The organism is Agromyces sp. Y182 (genome assembly GCF_059445385.1).
This window is the reverse complement of sequence record NZ_JCAIUF010000002.1, coordinates 1,063,191-1,079,965: the sequence shown is the minus strand read 5'-3', so window position 1 is coordinate 1,079,965 and position 16,775 is coordinate 1,063,191. Positions and strand designations below refer to the sequence as shown.

Sequence of the window (16,775 nt, the reverse complement as noted above, 5' to 3'; positions counted from 1 at the left end):
GTACTTCCAGTCTTCGGGTCAGGATGACTCGAACTCCATTGAGGGCGAGCTTACAGTCAATTCGACTCGAACACCACTCCTGCGGCGCCGGCCGTGCGCCGCGGCGCGCGGCCGGCACTCGCCGCCGTGCGGCCGGCCCCGCTGCTAGGATCGGAGCACAATCTCATACCGGGCCATCGACGCGTCGCGGGAGAGCCGGTGAGCGCTGAAGAACAGCGCCCGACCGGCACCGAAGGAGCAAGCCTCCCCGCCAATCTCTCAGGTCACTACACCGCGATGACGAGGCCGCTCTGAAAAGTGCTCCGTGCGGAGCGCGGAGCAGATCGAGCAGCGACGCCGAAGGCGACGCGACTCGAGATCTTCGCGCAAACACGGGGCCGCCCACGGTGAAAGCGCTTCGACCCGCGTGAAACTCTCAGGCTCATGACAGAGGGGGAGTTCCCACACGGCAAGCTTCCGCGACCGTGACAACGCCGGCGAGAGCCGGCACGTCTGGAGAACTCTCGTGACCAACGACCCCGGTACCGCCAGCACTGAGCAGTCCAGCACTGAGCAGTCCAGCACTGAGCAGTCCAGCGCCGAGCGGCGCAGCCCGCTCGACGCCGTGCACCGCGCGGCGGGCGCGAGCTTCACCGACTTCGCCGGCTGGCAGATGCCCGTGCGCTACTCGAGCGACCTCGCCGAGCACCACGCGGTGCGGCACCACTCGGGCCTCTTCGACCTCTCCCACATGGGCGAGATCGTGCTCATCGGCCCCGAGGCTGCGGCTGCGCTCGACCACGCGCTCGCAGGCAAGCTCTCGGCGATCGAGATCGGCCAGGCGAAGTACTCGCTACTGCTCGACGACGGCGGCGGCATCATCGACGACCTCGTCGTCTACCGCACGGGCGTCGACCGCTACATGGTCGTCGCGAACGCCTCGAACGCGGACATCGTCGCCGAGGAGCTCCGCACCCGCGCCGCGGGCTTCGACACGATCGTCGAAAACGAGAGCGACGACATCGCCCTCATCGCGATCCAGGGGCCCGATGCGCGCGCCGTGCTGCTCGAGACGCCGGGCTTCGGCGTCGACGGGCCGGGTAACGACGAAGAGGACTTCGACGCGAAGCTCGACGCCCTCAAGTACTACCGCGCCTTCCCGGCCACGTTCGAGGGCGAGCCCGTGCTCGTCGCCCGCACCGGCTACACGGGTGAAGACGGTTTCGAGCTCTACCTCGCCCCCGATCGTGCCGCTCGACTGTGGGAGGCGCTCGCCGAGACCGGCGGCCCGCGGGTGACGCCGTGCGGCCTCGCGAGCCGCGACACGCTGCGCCTCGAGGCGGGCATGCCGCTCTACGGGCACGAACTCAGCCGCGGCATCCTGCCGGTGCAGGCCGGCCTCGGCCGCGTCGTCGCACTCGCCAAGCCCGACGACTTCGTCGGCCGCGCCGCCATCGAGCAAGGCCCCGCAGCGGATGCCCCGGTGCTCGTCGGTCTCGCCGCCGAGGGCCGTCGCGCGGCCCGTGCCGACTACGAGGTCTTCGACGGCGATGACGAGTCCGCGACTCGGGTCGGCATCGTCACGAGCGGAGCGCTCTCGCCGACGCTCGGCCACCCCATCGCCATGGCCTTCGTCGCCCCCGTCGCCGCCGAGCCCGGTCGCGAACTCTTCGTCGACGTGCGGGGCACGCGCATCGCGGCATCCGTCGTCGCCCTGCCCTTCTACAAGCGCACCGCCTGATCCAGCACGACCGCACACCGCAACGTCAGCACACCGCACGAGTCCTCGAGGAGCACCCCATGACCGACCAGACCGCACTGCACTACACCGAAGAACACGAGTGGATCGCCGTCGACGGAGACGTCGCCACGATCGGCATCACCGACTACGCCGCCGACAAGCTCGGCGATGTCGTCTTCGTCGAGCTGCCCGCGGCGGGCACGACCGTGACCAAAGGCACCGTCATCGGCGAGATCGAGTCGACGAAGTCGGTCGGCGAGCTCTTCGCTCCCGTCAACGGCGAGGTCGTCGAGGCGAACCAGGCCGCCGTCGACTCGCCCGAACTCGTCAACAGCGACCCCTTCGGCGAGGGCTGGCTCATCAAGGTCAACACCTCGAGCCTGCCGAAGTTCCTCACGCACGACGAGTACCGCGCACTGGTCGGAGAGTAACGAACCACATGAGCACCACCACCACCGCCTCCTCAGCATTCGACCTCGACGCGTTCGGTCGCCGCCACATCGGCACGAGCCCGAGCGACCACGGGCTCATGCTCGCCGAACTCGGCTACGACTCCCTCGACGCCCTCATGGCGGCCGCGGTGCCCACGTCGATCCGCATGGGCGAGGTGCTGAACTCGGCGATCCCGACCGCGGCGACCGAGCGCGAGGCGCTCGCCGAACTCGCCGCGCTCGCCGAGCAGAACACCGTGCGCACGTCGATGATCGGCCTCGGCTACTTCGGCACGATCACGCCCTCGGTGATTCAGCGGAACGTGCTCGAGAACCCCAGCTGGTACACGGCGTACACGCCCTACCAGCCAGAGATCTCCCAGGGCCGGCTCGAGGCGCTCATCAACTTCCAGACGATGGTCACCGACCTCACGGGCCTCGACACTGCGAACGCGTCGATGCTCGACGAGGGCACCGCGGTCGTCGAGGGGATGCTCCTCGCCCGCCGTGCCTCGAAGTCGACGTCGAATCGATTCATCGTCGACGCCGACACGCTGCCCCAGACGCACGCGCTCCTCGAATCCCGCGCGAAGGCGGTCGGCATCGACCTCGTCGTCGCACCGCTCGCCGACCTCGCCCGCCTCGGCGACGACGGCCCGAGCCTCGAGAGCCTCGGCGAGCACTTCGGCCTCTTCGTGCAATACCCGGGCGCGTCGGGCCGTGTGTGGAACCCGGCATCCGTCATCGCGACCTCGAAGGCGCAGGGCGGCCTCGTCGTCCTCGCCGCCGATCTGCTCGCGCTCGCCCTCATCACGAGCCCGGGCGAGCTCGGCGCCGACGTCGCCGTCGGCACCACGCAGCGCTTCGGCGTGCCCATGGGCTTCGGCGGACCGCACGCGGGCTACATGGCTGTGCGCAAGGGCCTCGAACGCCAACTGCCCGGCCGCCTCGTCGGCGTCTCGAAAGACGCCGTCGGCGCGCCCGCGTACCGCCTCACCCTGCAGGCGCGCGAGCAGCACATCCGCCGCGAGAAGGCGACCTCGAACATCTGCACCGCCCAGGTGCTGCTCGCTGTCATGGCGTCGATGTACGCCGTGTACCACGGGCCCCGGGGCATCCGTCATATCGCGGTCTCGACCGCGGCGAAGGCGACCGCGCTCGCCGAGGTGCTCACCGGCTACGGCCTGACCCTCGCGAACGACGACTACTTCGACACGATCCGGGTGCATGTGCCCGGGCTCGCCCGCAACGTCGTCGAACGCGCCCGGAAGCTCGGCGTGAACGTGTGGGAGGCCGATGAGGCGACCGTGCACGTCGCCGTCGATGAGACGACCACCGAAGCCGAGCTCTCCCTCGTCGCGGAGGCGTTCGGGCTGCCCGAGCGCACCGAGGTCGCGATCGCCACCGCAATCGCGCCGGCCATCGCGAGCGGCGAGCTGCGGCGCACGAGCGGCTACCTCGAGCACCCGGTGTTCAACACGCACCACTCCGAGACGCAGATGATGCGCTATCTGAAGACCCTCGCCGACCGCGACTACGCGCTCGACCGGGGCATGATCCCCCTCGGCTCGTGCACCATGAAGCTCAACGCCGCCACCGAGATGCAGTCGGTGACCTGGCCCGAGTTCGCGAACCTGCACCCCTTCGCACCCGAGGCCGACGTCGTCGGCACGCTCGGCCTCATCGAGCAGCTCGAGACTTGGCTCGCCGAGGTCACCGGCTACGACACGGTGTCGCTGCAGCCGAACGCGGGCAGCCAGGGCGAGCTCGCCGGCCTCCTCGCGATCCGCGGCTACCACCACGCCAACGGCGAGACCGAGCGCACGGTGTGCCTCATCCCGTCGAGCGCGCACGGCACCAACGCGGCATCCGCCGTGCTCGCCGGCATGAGGGTCGTCGTCGTGGCGACCGACGAACTCGGCAATGTCGACCTCGACGACCTGCGCGCGAAGATCGCCGAACACGCCGAGAGCCTCGCCGCCCTCATGATCACGTACCCGTCGACGCACGGCGTCTACGAGCACGAGGTGAAGGACATCACGCAGGCCGTGCACGACGCGGGCGGCCAGGTCTACGTCGACGGCGCGAACCTCAACGCGCTGCTCGGGTACTCGCGCTTCGGCGACTTCGGCGGCGACGTCTCGCACCTGAACCTGCACAAGACGTTCTGCATCCCGCACGGCGGCGGCGGCCCGGGCGTCGGCCCGGTCGCGGCGAAGGCGCACCTCGCGCCGTACCTGCCCGGGCACCCGATGGCGCAACGCGCCGACCACTCGGGCGGGGTCACCCACGACGGCGGACCGGTCTCGGCGGCGCCGTACGGCAGCCCGTCGATCCTGCCGATCTCGTGGGCGTACGTGCGCATGATGGGCTCAGAGGGCCTGAAGCAGGCGACCGCGTCGGCGGTGCTCGCAGCGAACTTCGTGGCGTCGCGCCTGCGCGAGCACTTCCCGGTGCTCTACACGGGCGACAACGGGCTCGTCGCGCACGAGTGCATCCTCGACCTGCGCCCCCTCACGGCGGCGACGGGTGTGACGGTCGATGACGTGGCCAAGCGCCTCGTCGACTACGGCTTCCACGCGCCGACGATGTCGTTCCCCGTCGCGGGCACACTCATGGTCGAGCCGACCGAGTCGGAAGACCTGGCCGAGCTCGAGCGCTTCATCGAGGCGATGGTCGCCATCAAGGCCGAGGCCGACGCGGTCGCGGCGGGCGAGTGGCCGGCCGACGACAACCCGCTCGTGAACGCCCCGCACACGGCGGAGTCGGTCATTGCGGGGGAGTGGACCCACCCGTACACGCGCGAGCAGGCGGTGTACCCAGTGCACTCGCTGGTGCGCGGCAAGTACTGGGTGCCGGTGCGCCGCATCGACCAGGCCTACGGCGACCGCAACCTCGTGTGCGCCTGCCCGCCGGTCGAGGCGTTCGCGTAGCGGTTTCCTCGACCGGCGGATCAACCGAGGAGCCCGCCCCACACGGCGCGGGCTCCGGAGTCACCGATGAACACGAGCACGACGAGCGTGCCGACACCGACGACGACGGATGCCACGGTGAGGCCGATCGCCGCAGCGCGCGCCGCGATCGGCGATGCGCGCTGCACCCGCGCGTCGCCGTACCGGAACCACGCCCATTGCGCCGCAGCGACGACGAAGAGCGCGATCGACCATGGCAGCAGCATCTCCCCGAACTGTTGGTGACGCCGTATCGCTGGGATCGGGCCGATCATCTCGGAGAGCGACTGCCCGGCCGCGACGGTGATCGGCACGAGCACGAGCACGATGAGCGCGCCGAGCGGCGTCGCGATCCCGAGGCGCCGGCGGGCTGCCGGCCAGAACGAGCCCAGGAGCAGCGCGAGTACCGTGAGCGGCGTGAGCACCACCACCGCGTGCACGATGAGCGGGTGGAGGGGGAGTCCTCCGAGCTGCAGCACGTCGTCTGCGGCCGAGACGTCGATCAACGAAACATCCATGGTGAGGAAACGATGCGGTCGTCCGACTGGTTCACGGGCGCCGGGTTCGCGTGAACCGAATGCCCCGCGACTTCGTTGTGAGTGCAGGAGGTGACCGATGCCATCCGAGGACGACCGTCGTCTTGTCGCGCTGTACGACGCCCACGGGCCATCGATCTGGCGTTACGTCGTGCACCTCACGGGCGACCCGACGGGCGCCGAAGATATCGTGCAGGAGACCCTGCTTCGCGCCTGGCGGAGTCCGCGCATCCTCGCGCAGGAACCCGCGTCGACACGCTCCTGGATGTTCACGGTCGCGCGGAATCTCGTGATCGACGAGGTGCGGAGCGCTCGTCGGCGGCACGAGATCGGCGTCGCGGAGACGCCCGACCGGGGGCGGGACGACGGCACCGACGCCCTGTTCGAGAGCCTGCTGATCGAGGAGGCGCTCGCTTCACTCGACCTCGAGCACCGGTCCGTCATCGTGCACGCGTACTACGGCGGATGCAGCATCGCCGAGGTCGCCCGTCGTCTCGCGATCCCCGAGGGCACGGTCAAGTCCCGCCTTCACTACGGGCTCCGGGCCCTCCGCCTCGCACTGCAGGAGAAAGGAGTGACGCGATGACTCCCGATCACGCGTACTTCGCCGAATGGGATGCGGCCTACGTGCTCGGTGCGCTCTCGCCCGCGGAGCGCCGCGCATTCGAAGAGCACATCGCGACGTGCGACGAGTGTCGGCGATCCGTCGCGGAGCTCGCCCCGATGCCGGGCCTGCTCGCGCGATTGTCGGAGGAACGCGCCGGTGACCTCCTCGACGACACCGAGGTCGCCGCGGCTCCTCGAGCCGACATCCTGGCTGCGGTGCGCCGGGAGGACGGGCGGCGGAGGGCGCGCCGGCGCCGCATCCGCATCTCCGGCGCGGTCGCCGCTGCCGTTGCCGCCGTCGCGGTCGTGCTCGCGGCGATCGTGGTGCCGCTCGCGATCGACCGGTCGACATCCGACGTGCAGTCCGTCGCGCTCGAGACCATCACGGACGTACCGCTCAGTGCGACGGTGACGCTCACCCCGGCGCCATGGGGGACGAGCATCGATCTCGATTGCCGGTACGAGGGTGACGACTCATCCGATGCGCCGGAAGGCGGCCGGCCGTACGCGTTGTTCGTCGTCGACCGTGACGGCGAGGGCCGTGAAGTCTCGAGCTGGCGCGCCAGTCCGGGAACGACGGCCACGCTCGCCGCGGGAACGGCCGTCGATCTCGACGACATCGCTTCACTCGAGATTCGCGCGATCGGCAGCGGGCGGGTGCTCATGCGCGGAGAGCCGGACTGAGTCCTCCGTCGCAGTGAACCTTTCGAGGGCGGGCGACGTGTTCCCGGTGACCGCGCACGCGGTCCGAGCACGAGAGAGAAGGGTTCGCCATGAAGCTGCGCATCGCAACCGGATTGGCCGTCGTGACGCTCGCCGTGGCGTTGGCCGGCTGTTCGTCCCCTGCCGGGGAGGCGCCCGCCGGCGACGGCTACGGCGCCTCGACCGACACCGAGGCACCGTCAGGCGGCTCGATGGAGACGGACGCGCTCCTCGCGACCGCCGACTCAGACCTCGGCGAGATCGTCGTCGACGGGTCGGGGATGACCGTCTACATGTTCGACAACGACACCCAGGGCGGTGGCGCCAGTACGTGCGAGGGGGACTGCGCGACCAACTGGCCCGCAGTGACGACCGAATCGGACGCACTTGACGTCGAGGGAGTCACCGGCGAGATCGGCACCATCACCGGCGTCGACGGTGAGACCCAGGCGACCCTGAACGGCTGGCCGCTCTACTACTTCGCGGGTGACGCCGCCGCCGGCGACACCAATGGGCAGGGCGTCGGGGAGGTGTGGTGGGTGCTCACCCCGGCGGGGGAGAAGGTCGGGGGCTGATCGTCTCCGCCCCCCTGTACCCGAGTGAACCTCAGGTCTACACTGAGGTTCACTCGCACGTTGGGGGTGCTCATGTCATCGATCGATCTCCTCGCCCTCCTGTCCACCGTCGGCTTTGTCGGCGCGTTCGTCGGATGCTCCGTCGCGGCCTCGCGCGTCTTCGGCCTCGAGCAGCGCGCCGGGCTCGTCGAGCGGCGCGACCCCGGCATGGCCGAGGCGCTCCGCCGCGGCGAATCGTTCAGCGACCTCGCACGCGCCGGGCTCTACGGCGGTGAGGGCTTCTCCGCGGTCTGCACGCCGACCAGACGCAGCAGCCTCGACATGGCGCGCGTGCGCGGCACGGACTCCGACTTGCGGGTCGAGCCGGCCGAGGAAGTGCTGCCGCCCATGCCCACGACGGTCATCGCCCTCGCGCGGAGCGAGCACATGCCGCAGGCGCCGCGCCGGCGGCATCCGGCATCGCCCGCTCATGCACCGCTGCCGACCCCGGCGCCGACGACCGGCCGGTCGTCGGATCAGCCGGTCGACGCTGCGAAGAACGCGGGCCACCACGCCACGGCGAGCGGATAACCGACGAACGAGACGACGTCGAGGATCCAGTGCGCGATGACGAGCGGCATCGTGCGGCCCCAACGCACGTAGCACCAGCCGAAGACGATGCCCATCGCCGCGTTGCCGAAGAACGGCCCGATGCCCTGGTAGAGGTGGTAGCTGCCTCGGAGCAGGGCGCTCGAGACGATCGTCGCCCATGGGCCGACGCCGAGCTCCCTGAATCGGGTGAAGAGGTATCCGACGACGATGACCTCTTCGGTGAGCGCCGCCTCCAACGCCCGGAACACGAGGATCGGCACGGTCCACCACAGCCAATCGGCCGGCGACGCCTGCACGGCGACCGTGATGCCGAGGGCGCGGCCGAGAGCGTACAGGGCGAGCCCCGGCACGCCGATCGCGACCACCAGCAGCACTCCGGATGCCGCGTCGCGACCCGGTCTCGTGAGGTCGAGGCCGATACGCCGGAACGGGTTCGTGCCGGGTTGCCACAGGAGATAGAGCACGAGTGCGACGACGAAGAGGCCGAAGAAGACGTCGAGGAACTGGTAGGTGAAATCGAGCCACTCGCGCGGTGCTCGTGACGGGTTCAGGGCGACCGACTGCTCGCCGAGCGGCGTCTCGGCGGTGAGCTTCGCGACGATCGCGACGATCGAGTAGACAGCGGATGCCCCGAGGGACAACCCGAGCACGATGGCGACCTCGAGCCGCAGTCGTCGTGCAGAAGACATGTGGCAATCTTCGCATGACGGGCCGTGACGCAAGAATCGTGCGGGAAGATGACGAATTTCGGCGAGGTGCGGGTCGCTAGGTTGCGCGTCGGTAACGGTTTGCTCATCTGGTTTGCATAGGGGTGACCGGGTTCATAGTCTCGATCTACCAGCGCTCCAGCGCGGCCACGAGCCGTGCTGCCGTCGCACATCTCATCAGGAGGAACATTGAAGATCAAGAGAATCGGCGTAGCCGCCATTGCTCTTGCTGCCGCCGGCGCATTGACGCTGTCGGGCTGCACGAGCGGCGACGCTGACCCGTCGGCACCCGCGGGCGATGCCACTGCGATCATCACGACCAACGGGAACGAGCCCCAGAACCCGCTGCTCCCCACCAACACCAACGAGGTCGGTGGCGGCAAGATCCTCGACGCGACGTTCGCGGGCCTCGTCTACTACGACGCCAAGGGTGCTGCTCACAACGACGTCGCCGACGAGATCACGACCGACGACGCGCAGAACTACACGATCACGCTGAAGGCCGACCAGACCTTCTCCGACGGCTCGCCCGTCACGGCGAGCTCGTTCGTCGACGCGTGGAACTACGGCGCCGACACGGCCAACGAGCAGCTCTCGCAGTACTTCTTCGAGTCGATCGAGGGCTTCAGCTACGACGAGTCCGTGCCCGAGCTCCCGGGCCTCGTGGTCGTCGATGACACGACCTTCACGGTCGCGCTGAGCCAGCCCGAGTCGGACTTCCCGCTGCGTCTTGGTTACTCGGCGTTCTACCCGCTCCCCGAGGGCGCGCTCGACGACCCCGCCGCCTTCGGCGAGAACCCCGTCGGCAACGGCCCGTACATGCTCGACGGCGAAGGCGCCTGGAAGCACAACGAGAAGATCGACCTCGTCGTGAACCCCGACTACGATGGCCCCCGCAAGGCGGTCAACGGTGGTCTGAGCATCATCTTCTACGCCTCGCAGGATGCCGCGTACGCCGACCTCCAGGGCGGCAACCTCGACGTGCTCGACGCGATTCCCGACTCGGCTCTCGAGACCTTCGAAGACGAGTTCGCCGACCGCTCGGTCACCCAGGCCGCTGCGATCTTCCAGTCGTTCACGATCCCGGCGCGCCTGCCGCACTTCTCGGGTGAAGAGGGCAGCCTCCGCCGCCAGGCGATCTCGCACGCGATCAACCGTGAAGAGATCACCGACGTGATCTTCGCCGGCACCCGTACCCCGGCGCACGACTTCACGTCGCCGGTCATCGACGGCTACTCGGAAGACATCCCGGGTGCCGAGGTGCTCGACTACGACCCCGACGAGGCGAAGACACTGTGGGCTCAGGCCGACGCCATCGCCCCCTGGGACGGCACCTTCAAGATCGCCTACAACGCCGACGGCGGCCACCAGGCCTGGGTCGACGCTGTGTCGAACAACCTGAAGAACAACCTCGGCATCGACGCTTCGGGCGACCCGTACCCGACGTTCGCCGAGGCTCGCACGAAGATCACCGACCGCACCATCCAGACGGCTTTCCGTTCGGGATGGCAGGCGGACTACCCGGCGCTCTTCAACTTCCTCGGCCCGCTCTACGGAACGGGTGCCGGCTCCAACGACGGCGACTACTCGAACCCCGAGTTCGACGCGCTGCTGAGCGAGGGCCTCGCGGAGACTGATGTCGCCGCCGCCAACGAGAAGTTCCAGGCCGGTCAGGAGATCCTGTTCCAGGAGCTTCCGGTCATCCCGCTGTGGTACTCCACGGTCAACGGCGCCTGGAGCGAACTCGTCGACAACGTCGAGTTCGGCTGGAACTCGGTGCCGCTGTACAGCCAGATCACCAAGAGCGAGTAATTCTCGATCAAGGACGCCTCGGGGTTAGACTCTGAGACGCCCGCGGGGGGCGGCAGCCGATGAGGCTGCCGCCCCCCCTCCCACGTATCCACGGTATTCGCCTGATCGGCGTAATATCGTGGAGTCGAACTCGCACAATGGTGAGGTTTCTTTCAACATGTCCACATTCGCAGATTGCAGGGCCTGATCCATGGCCGGCTATATCCTGCGCCGATTGCTGCAGGCGATCCCGGTCCTGCTCGGCACCACGTTCCTGATCTATTTCATGGTCTTCGCCATGCCCGGCGACCCGATCGTCGCGCTGTTCGGCGACAAGACTCCGCCCGAGTCGGTCGTCGAAGCCCTTCGCGCGCGGTATCACCTCGACCAGCCGTTCATCATCCAGTACTTCATCTTCCTCGGCAACATCTTCCGCGGTGACCTGGGCGTCTCCTTCTCGGGCCAGCCCGTCTCCGAGATCCTGATGGCCACGTTCCCCGTCACGCTCCGCCTCGCGGCGATGGCCGTGTTCTTCGAGATGGTCGCCGGCATCACCATCGGCCTCGTGTCCGGCCTCCGCAAGGGCGGCATCTTCGACGCGAGCGCGCTCGTCGTGAGCCTCATCCTCATCTCGCTGCCGATCTTCGTGCTCGCGTTCGTGATGCAGTGGTTCTTCGGCATCTATCTGGGGTGGTTCAGAACCACGGTCGGTACAGGCGCGCCAACGCAAGACTTGATATTGCCCGCCATAGTCTTGGCCACCATCAGCTTCGCCCAGATCGTTCGACTGACGAGGGCGTCGGTCATCGATACAGATGGGCAGGACTTCGTTCGCACCGCCGCGAGCAAGGGTCTCTCCCGTCGGCGCATCGTTCCCGTGCACATCCTGCGCAACTCGCTCATCCCTGTGGTGACCTACCTCGCCGTCGACTTCGGCACGCTCATGGTCGGCGCCACAGTCACCGAGGGCATCTTCAACGTGCCGGGAGTGGGCCGCACGCTCTACCAGGCGATCATCCGAGGTGAGGGACCGACCGTCGTCTCCTTCGTGACGATCATGGTGCTGATCTACCTCGTGGTGAACCTGCTGGTAGATCTCCTCTACGCCGTTCTCGACCCGAGGATCCGTTATGCAAAGTAACACCAGACCAGACCAGCAGCACTTCGTCGCTCCGCTCGAGGAGACGCCGCTCGTCGGCATCGACGTGGTCAAGGCCGAGGGCAAGCCCTCGAACCTCTGGACCGATGCCTGGAACGACGTGCGCAAGCGCCCGATGTTCTGGATCTCCTCCGTGCTGATCGTCCTCGTGGTCGTCGTCGCACTCTTCCCCGGCCTGTTCACGCAGACGCCGCCGAACAACGACTGCCTCCTCGCGAACAGCAACGCCGGCCCGGCCGAGGGCCACCCGCTCGGCTTCACGAAGCAGGGCTGCGACATCTATTCGCGAATCATCCACGGTACGTCGACGTCGCTGGCCGTCGGACTCATCGTGACGTTCCTCGTCGCCCTGTTCGGCGTCGTGTTCGGTGCCTTCGCGGGCTTCTACGGTGGATGGCTCGACTCGGTGCTCTCGCGCCTGGGCGACATCTTCTTCTCGATCCCCTACATCCTCGCGGCCGTCGTCATCATGTCGGTGTTCTCGGGCTATCGGAACGTGTGGGTGATCTCACTCGCCATCGGATTGTTCGCCTGGCCCGCTACAGCACGTGTGCTGCGTGCCGAGATCCTGCGCGTGAAGAACGCCGACTTCGTGATGGCGTCGACGGCGCTCGGTGTCTCCCGGTTCCGCATCCTGCTGCGTCACGTGCTGCCGAACTCGATCGCGCCCGTCATCGTCATCACGACGATCTCGCTCGCATCGGCGATCGTTGCCGAAGCGACGCTGTCATTCCTCGGAGTCGGCCTGCCGACCGACATCATGTCGTGGGGCAACGACATCAGCCAGGCGCAGACGTCGTTGCGCACGGCGCCCCAGACGTTGATCCTTCCTTCGATCGCGCTGTCGGTCACCGTGCTGAGCTTCATCATGCTCGGCGAGGTCGTGCGCGACGCGCTCGACCCGAAGGCGAGGGCACAGCGATGAGCGAGACTTCGAACGGATCGAACGTGCAATCAGAACGCGCCGCGGGCGCCGAACGCCCGCTCCTCGAGATCAAAGATCTTCAGGTCGGGTTCAACACCCAAGACGGCATCGTCAAGGCCGTCGACGGCGTGAACATCACCCTCTACCGCGGGCAGAGTCTCGCGATCGTGGGGGAGTCGGGATCCGGCAAGTCGACGACCGCCCACGCGATCATCAACCTGCTCCCCGGCACCGGTCACGTCTCGGGTGGCCAGATCCTCCTCGACGGCCAAGATCTGACGAAGGCCAGCGCGAGAGAGATGGAGGCCGTGCGCGGCCGCAAGATCGGCTTCGTGCCGCAAGACCCGATGTCGAACCTCAACCCCGTGTGGTCGATCGGTTTCCAGGTCGAAGAGGCCATCAAGGCCAATGGCATCGCGACCGGTCGCAAAGAGGTCAAGAAGCGGGCCATCGAGGTGCTGAAAGAGGCCGGTCTCGGAGACGCCGACCGCCGCATGAAGCAGTTCCCGCACCAGTTCTCGGGCGGCATGCGGCAGCGCGTGCTCATCGGCATGGGCCTCGCAGCCGACCCGCAGCTGCTCATCGCCGACGAGCCGACCTCGGCTCTCGACGTCACGGTGCAGAGGGTCATCCTCGACCACCTCGAGTCGCTGACCCGCGAACTCGGCACGACCCTGCTGTTCATCACGCACGACCTCGGCCTTGCAGCCGAGCGCGCCGAACAGCTCGTGGTCATGTACAAAGGAAAGGTCGTCGAGTCCGGTCCGTCGGCCGATATCCTGCAGAACCCGCAGCACCCGTACACGCAGCGTCTCGTCGCCGCGGCACCGAGCCTCGCCTCGCGTCGCATCCAGGCTTCGGGATCGATCGCGGCGGCCGAGTCCGCCATGATCGAGGGCGCAGCGGATGCCGCGGGCGACACGATCGACCTCATCGCCACTGCCGAGGCTCGCGCCGAGGCACTCGCGGCTGCCCCCGCGGCGCCGCCGGCGATCGTGGTCGAAGATCTCACCAAGGTCTTCAAGATCCGCGGCTCGGGCGAGTTCACCGCGGTCGACAAGGTGTCGTTCCAGATCGCCAAGGGCACCACCACGGCGCTCGTCGGCGAGTCCGGTTCCGGCAAGTCGACTGTCGCGAAGATGCTGTTGAAGCTCGAAGACACCACGAGCGGCAAGATCGTCGTCGGCGGCCACGACCTCGCCAGCGTCACCGGCAAGGAGCTCTTCGATCTGCGCAGCCGCATGCAGCCGGTCTTCCAGGACCCGTACGGTTCGCTGAACCCGCTGCGCAACATCGGCAACACCATCGCCGAGCCGTTGTTCACGCACAAGGTCGGTTCGAAGGCCTCTCGGCGCGAACGGGTGTACGAGCTGCTCGACCAGGTGTCGCTGCCGCGCACGCTCATCAGCCGCTACCCGAACGAGCTCTCGGGCGGTCAGCGTCAGCGCATCGCGATCGCACGTGCGCTCGCGTTGAAGCCCGAGATCGTCGTACTCGACGAAGCAGTCTCGGCGCTCGACGTGCTCGTGCAGGCTCAGATCCTGCGCCTGCTCGCCGACCTGCAGGCCGAGCTCGGGCTGACGTACCTCTTCATCACCCACGACCTCGCGGTCGTGCGGGTCATCGCCGACAACGTCTGCGTGATGCAGAAGGGCAAGATCGTCGAGGCAGCGACCACCGACGAGGTGTTCGACCACCCGCAGGAGCAGTACACGAAGGATCTCCTCGCGGCGATCCCGGGTGCGAGCATCGAGCTCGGCGCGTAGACACTTCCGGCCCACGCACTCGCGAGCGCCCGGCATCCGTACCCACTGATGCCGGGCGTTCGCGCGTTCCCAGACTCGGGGTCCTCCGGCAGGGTAGGCTAGTGGGGCGCACACCGTCACTGCGGCATCTGCGCTCCCCACAGACCTACATCACAGCGCTTCCACGCTGTCGCCGTGCCATGCGCAAGCCTGGCGGGCGGCGGCTCGGCAGCCGGCACCCTCGAGGACCAACTATGGCGAACGCCACCCGGAACGATCTGCGCAACGTCGCGATCGTCGCACACGTCGACCACGGCAAGACGACCCTCGTCGACGCCATGCTCCGACAGACCGACTCGTTCGCCGCGCACGCGCACCTCGAAGAGCGTGCCATGGACTCGAACGAGCTCGAGCGTGAGAAGGGCATCACGATCCTCGCCAAGAACACGGCGATCTCGTACAAGGGCACGCACGCCACGAACGGCCCCATCACGATCAACGTGATCGACACCCCCGGCCACGCCGACTTCGGCGGTGAGGTCGAGCGCGGCCTGTCGATGGTCGACGGTGTCGTGCTGCTCGTCGACGCGAGCGAAGGCCCGCTGCCGCAGACCCGCTTCGTGTTGCGCAAGGCACTCGAGGCCCGCATGCCCGTCATCCTGCTCGTCAACAAGACCGACCGCCCCGACGCGCGCATCGATGAGGTCGTCGCCGAGAGCCAAGATCTGCTGCTCGGCCTCGCCTCCGATCTCGCCGACGACGTGCCCGACCTCGACCTCGACGCGATCCTCGACGTGCCCGTCGTCTACGCGTCGGGTCGCAACGGCGCCGCGAGCCATCACAAGCCCGCCAACGGCGAGCTTCCCGACAACGACGATCTCGAGCCGCTCTTCGAAGCGATCCTCGAGCACATTCCTGCGCCCGTCTACGACGACGAGCACCCGCTGCAGGCGCACGTCACCAACCTCGACGCGTCGCCGTTCCTCGGCCGGCTCGCGCTCCTCCGCGTCTTCCACGGCACCATCAAGAAGGGCCAGACGGTGGCCTGGGTGAAGCATGACGGTTCCGTCGAGAACGTGCGCGTCACCGAGTTGTTCCTCACGAAGGCGCTCGACCGTTACCCGGCCGAGAGCGCCGGCCCCGGCGACATCGCCGTTGTCGCGGGCTTCCCGGACATCATGATCGGCGATACCCTCGCCGACCCCGAAGACGTGCGCCCCCTGCCGATCATCGCGGTCGACGAGCCGGCCATCTCGATGACGATCGGCACGAACACCTCGCCGCTCGTCGGCAAGGTGAAGGGTCATAAGCTCACCGCGCGCATGGTGAAAGACCGCCTCGACCGCGAACTCGTCGGCAATGTCTCGCTCAAGATCGTCGACGTCGGTCGCCCCGACGCGTGGGAGGTACAGGGCCGTGGTGAACTGGCCCTCGCCATCCTCGTCGAGCAGATGCGCCGCGAGGGCTTCGAACTCACCGTCGGCAAGCCGCAGGTGGTCACGAAGCAGGTCGACGGCAAGGTGCACGAACCCTACGAGCACCTCACGATCGACGCCCCAGAGGAGTATCTCGGCGCGATCACGCAGCTGCTCGCCGCCCGCAAGGGCCGCATGGACAACATGGCGAACCACGGCACGGGCTGGGTGCGCATGGAGTTCATCGTGCCGAGCCGCGGCCTCATCGGCTTCCGCACGGAGTTCCTCACGACGACTCGCGGCACCGGCATCGCGAACGCGATCTCACACGGCTACGAGGCGTGGGCCGGCTCGATCGTCACGCGCAACAACGGCTCGATCGTCGCCGACCGTTCCGGCGTCGTCACGCCGTTCGCCATCATCGCTCTGCAAGAGCGCATGACCTTCTTCGTGAACCCCACCGAAGAGGTGTATGAGGGCATGGTCATCGGCGAGAACTCGCGCAGCGACGACATGGACGTGAACATCACCAAAGAGAAGAAGCTGACGAACATGCGTCAGTCGACCTCCGACACGTTCGAGTCGATGACCCCGTCGCGTCAACTCTCGCTCGAGCAGTGCCTCGAGTTCGCGCGTGAAGACGAGTGCGTCGAGGTGACCCCGGCGATCGTGCGCATCCGCAAGGTCGAACTCGATGCCACCGCACGCGCTCGCGCAACCTCGCGCCTGAAGAAGCAAGGCTGAGCAGCGCGCAGCAGCACTGAGTGAAGCGAGCGGATGTCGCGGGCCACACGGGCCCGCGGCATCCGCTTCGTCGTTCCCCGGCGGGCCGCCGTGAGACCGCTCTCAGCGGCACTCAGGGAAACCGCATACTCCGCGAAGATTCCTCCCAGAGTCGCTGCGTACGGTAGCTGAGATTGT

At 67.8% G+C, this 16,775-nt stretch carries 14 protein-coding genes and 1 riboswitch; of the genes, 12 read left to right on the top strand and 2 right to left on the bottom strand.

Annotation, left to right across the window (positions count from 1 at the left end):
* The first annotated feature begins 177 nt into the window (after positions 1–177).
* Positions 178–284: riboswitch (glycine riboswitch) on the top strand.
* A 221-nt stretch (positions 285–505) separates the two neighbouring features.
* Genes gcvT through gcvP form a run of 3 tightly spaced genes read left to right on the top strand, consistent with a single transcriptional unit; the run spans position 506 to position 5,084 of the window.
* Positions 506–1,720 (top strand): glycine cleavage system aminomethyltransferase GcvT, encoded by a 1,215-nt coding sequence (gcvT, locus tag AC1C2R_RS19510; protein ID WP_495380992.1) that lies wholly within the window; start codon positions 506–508, stop codon positions 1,718–1,720.
* A 59-nt stretch (positions 1,721–1,779) separates the two neighbouring features.
* Positions 1,780–2,151, top strand: a complete 372-nt coding sequence (gene gcvH, locus AC1C2R_RS19505) for a glycine cleavage system protein GcvH (protein WP_495353446.1) — start codon at positions 1,780–1,782, stop codon at positions 2,149–2,151.
* 8 nt (positions 2,152–2,159) lie between these two features.
* On the top strand, positions 2,160–5,084 hold the full coding sequence (gcvP, locus tag AC1C2R_RS19500; RefSeq protein WP_495380991.1) for an aminomethyl-transferring glycine dehydrogenase: 2,925 nt from the start codon (positions 2,160–2,162) through the stop codon (positions 5,082–5,084).
* A gap of 20 nt (positions 5,085–5,104) precedes the next feature.
* Here the strand turns inward: gcvP and AC1C2R_RS19495 are convergent, their stop codons facing one another.
* A complete protein-coding gene (locus AC1C2R_RS19495; RefSeq protein WP_495380990.1) occupies positions 5,105–5,620 on the bottom strand; it encodes a DUF2231 domain-containing protein in 516 nt (171 codons plus the stop codon).
* A 97-nt stretch (positions 5,621–5,717) separates the two neighbouring features.
* Between AC1C2R_RS19495 and AC1C2R_RS19490 the strand changes: the two genes are divergently transcribed.
* The 4 genes from AC1C2R_RS19490 (at position 5,718) to AC1C2R_RS19475 (ending at position 8,091) form a co-directional block, all read left to right on the top strand.
* Positions 5,718–6,224: a sigma-70 family RNA polymerase sigma factor gene (locus tag AC1C2R_RS19490; protein ID WP_495353449.1), complete on the top strand. Its 507-nt coding sequence runs from the start codon at positions 5,718–5,720 to the stop codon at positions 6,222–6,224.
* Complete coding sequence (locus tag AC1C2R_RS19485; protein ID WP_495380989.1) at positions 6,221–6,928, top strand: zf-HC2 domain-containing protein; 708 nt, start codon at positions 6,221–6,223, stop codon at positions 6,926–6,928. The genes AC1C2R_RS19490 and AC1C2R_RS19485 overlap by 4 nt, the downstream gene beginning before the upstream one ends.
* A gap of 89 nt (positions 6,929–7,017) precedes the next feature.
* Positions 7,018–7,521, top strand: a complete 504-nt coding sequence (locus tag AC1C2R_RS19480) for a COG4315 family predicted lipoprotein (protein ID WP_495380988.1) — start codon at positions 7,018–7,020, stop codon at positions 7,519–7,521.
* Positions 7,522–7,593: 72 nt separating this feature from the next.
* Positions 7,594–8,091: a hypothetical protein gene (locus tag AC1C2R_RS19475; protein ID WP_495380987.1), complete on the top strand. Its 498-nt coding sequence runs from the start codon at positions 7,594–7,596 to the stop codon at positions 8,089–8,091.
* On the opposite strand, the gene AC1C2R_RS19470 is transcribed toward AC1C2R_RS19475, so the two are convergent.
* Entirely contained in the window at positions 8,037–8,801 is a 765-nt protein-coding gene (locus tag AC1C2R_RS19470) for a CPBP family intramembrane glutamic endopeptidase (protein ID WP_495380986.1), read from the bottom strand. The genes AC1C2R_RS19475 and AC1C2R_RS19470 overlap by 55 nt on opposite strands.
* 207 nt (positions 8,802–9,008) lie before the next feature.
* Between AC1C2R_RS19470 and AC1C2R_RS19465 the strand changes: the two genes are divergently transcribed.
* From AC1C2R_RS19465 to typA, 5 genes are all read left to right on the top strand, one after another.
* Complete coding sequence (locus tag AC1C2R_RS19465; RefSeq protein WP_495353454.1) at positions 9,009–10,631, top strand: peptide ABC transporter substrate-binding protein; 1,623 nt, start codon at positions 9,009–9,011, stop codon at positions 10,629–10,631.
* Positions 10,632–10,821: 190 nt separating this feature from the next.
* Complete coding sequence (locus AC1C2R_RS19460; protein WP_495353455.1) at positions 10,822–11,751, top strand: ABC transporter permease; 930 nt, start codon at positions 10,822–10,824, stop codon at positions 11,749–11,751.
* The gene (locus AC1C2R_RS19455; RefSeq protein ID WP_495353456.1) at positions 11,741–12,694 is read left to right on the top strand and encodes an ABC transporter permease; all 954 of its coding nucleotides are present in this window, start codon (positions 11,741–11,743) and stop codon (positions 12,692–12,694) included. The genes AC1C2R_RS19460 and AC1C2R_RS19455 overlap by 11 nt, the downstream gene beginning before the upstream one ends.
* Positions 12,691–14,460, top strand: a complete 1,770-nt coding sequence (locus tag AC1C2R_RS19450) for a dipeptide ABC transporter ATP-binding protein (RefSeq protein WP_495380985.1) — start codon at positions 12,691–12,693, stop codon at positions 14,458–14,460. Before AC1C2R_RS19455 ends, AC1C2R_RS19450 begins: the two co-directional genes overlap by 4 nt.
* 233 nt (positions 14,461–14,693) lie before the next feature.
* On the top strand, positions 14,694–16,598 hold the full coding sequence (typA, locus tag AC1C2R_RS19445; RefSeq protein ID WP_495353458.1) for a translational GTPase TypA: 1,905 nt from the start codon (positions 14,694–14,696) through the stop codon (positions 16,596–16,598).
* Positions 16,599–16,775: the final 177 nt, after the last annotated feature.

Bases quoted from the DNA above. Each gene is read 5' to 3' on its own strand.
- gcvH (WP_495353446.1), top strand. From the start codon at position 1,780: ATGACCGACCAGACCGCACTGCACTACACCGAAGAACACGAGTGGATC.
- gcvP (WP_495380991.1), top strand. From the start codon at position 2,160: ATGAGCACCACCACCACCGCCTCCTCAGCATTCGACCTCGACGCGTTC.
- AC1C2R_RS19495 (WP_495380990.1), bottom strand. From the start codon at position 5,620: ATGGATGTTTCGTTGATCGACGTCTCGGCCGCAGACGACGTGCTGCAG.
- AC1C2R_RS19490 (WP_495353449.1), top strand. From the start codon at position 5,718: ATGCCATCCGAGGACGACCGTCGTCTTGTCGCGCTGTACGACGCCCAC.
- AC1C2R_RS19485 (WP_495380989.1), top strand. From the start codon at position 6,221: ATGACTCCCGATCACGCGTACTTCGCCGAATGGGATGCGGCCTACGTG.
- AC1C2R_RS19480 (WP_495380988.1), top strand. From the start codon at position 7,018: ATGAAGCTGCGCATCGCAACCGGATTGGCCGTCGTGACGCTCGCCGTG.
- AC1C2R_RS19475 (WP_495380987.1), top strand. From the start codon at position 7,594: ATGTCATCGATCGATCTCCTCGCCCTCCTGTCCACCGTCGGCTTTGTC.
- AC1C2R_RS19470 (WP_495380986.1), bottom strand. From the start codon at position 8,801: ATGTCTTCTGCACGACGACTGCGGCTCGAGGTCGCCATCGTGCTCGGG.
- AC1C2R_RS19460 (WP_495353455.1), top strand. From the start codon at position 10,822: ATGGCCGGCTATATCCTGCGCCGATTGCTGCAGGCGATCCCGGTCCTG.
- AC1C2R_RS19455 (WP_495353456.1), top strand. From the start codon at position 11,741: ATGCAAAGTAACACCAGACCAGACCAGCAGCACTTCGTCGCTCCGCTC.
- AC1C2R_RS19450 (WP_495380985.1), top strand. From the start codon at position 12,691: ATGAGCGAGACTTCGAACGGATCGAACGTGCAATCAGAACGCGCCGCG.
- typA (WP_495353458.1), top strand. From the start codon at position 14,694: ATGGCGAACGCCACCCGGAACGATCTGCGCAACGTCGCGATCGTCGCA.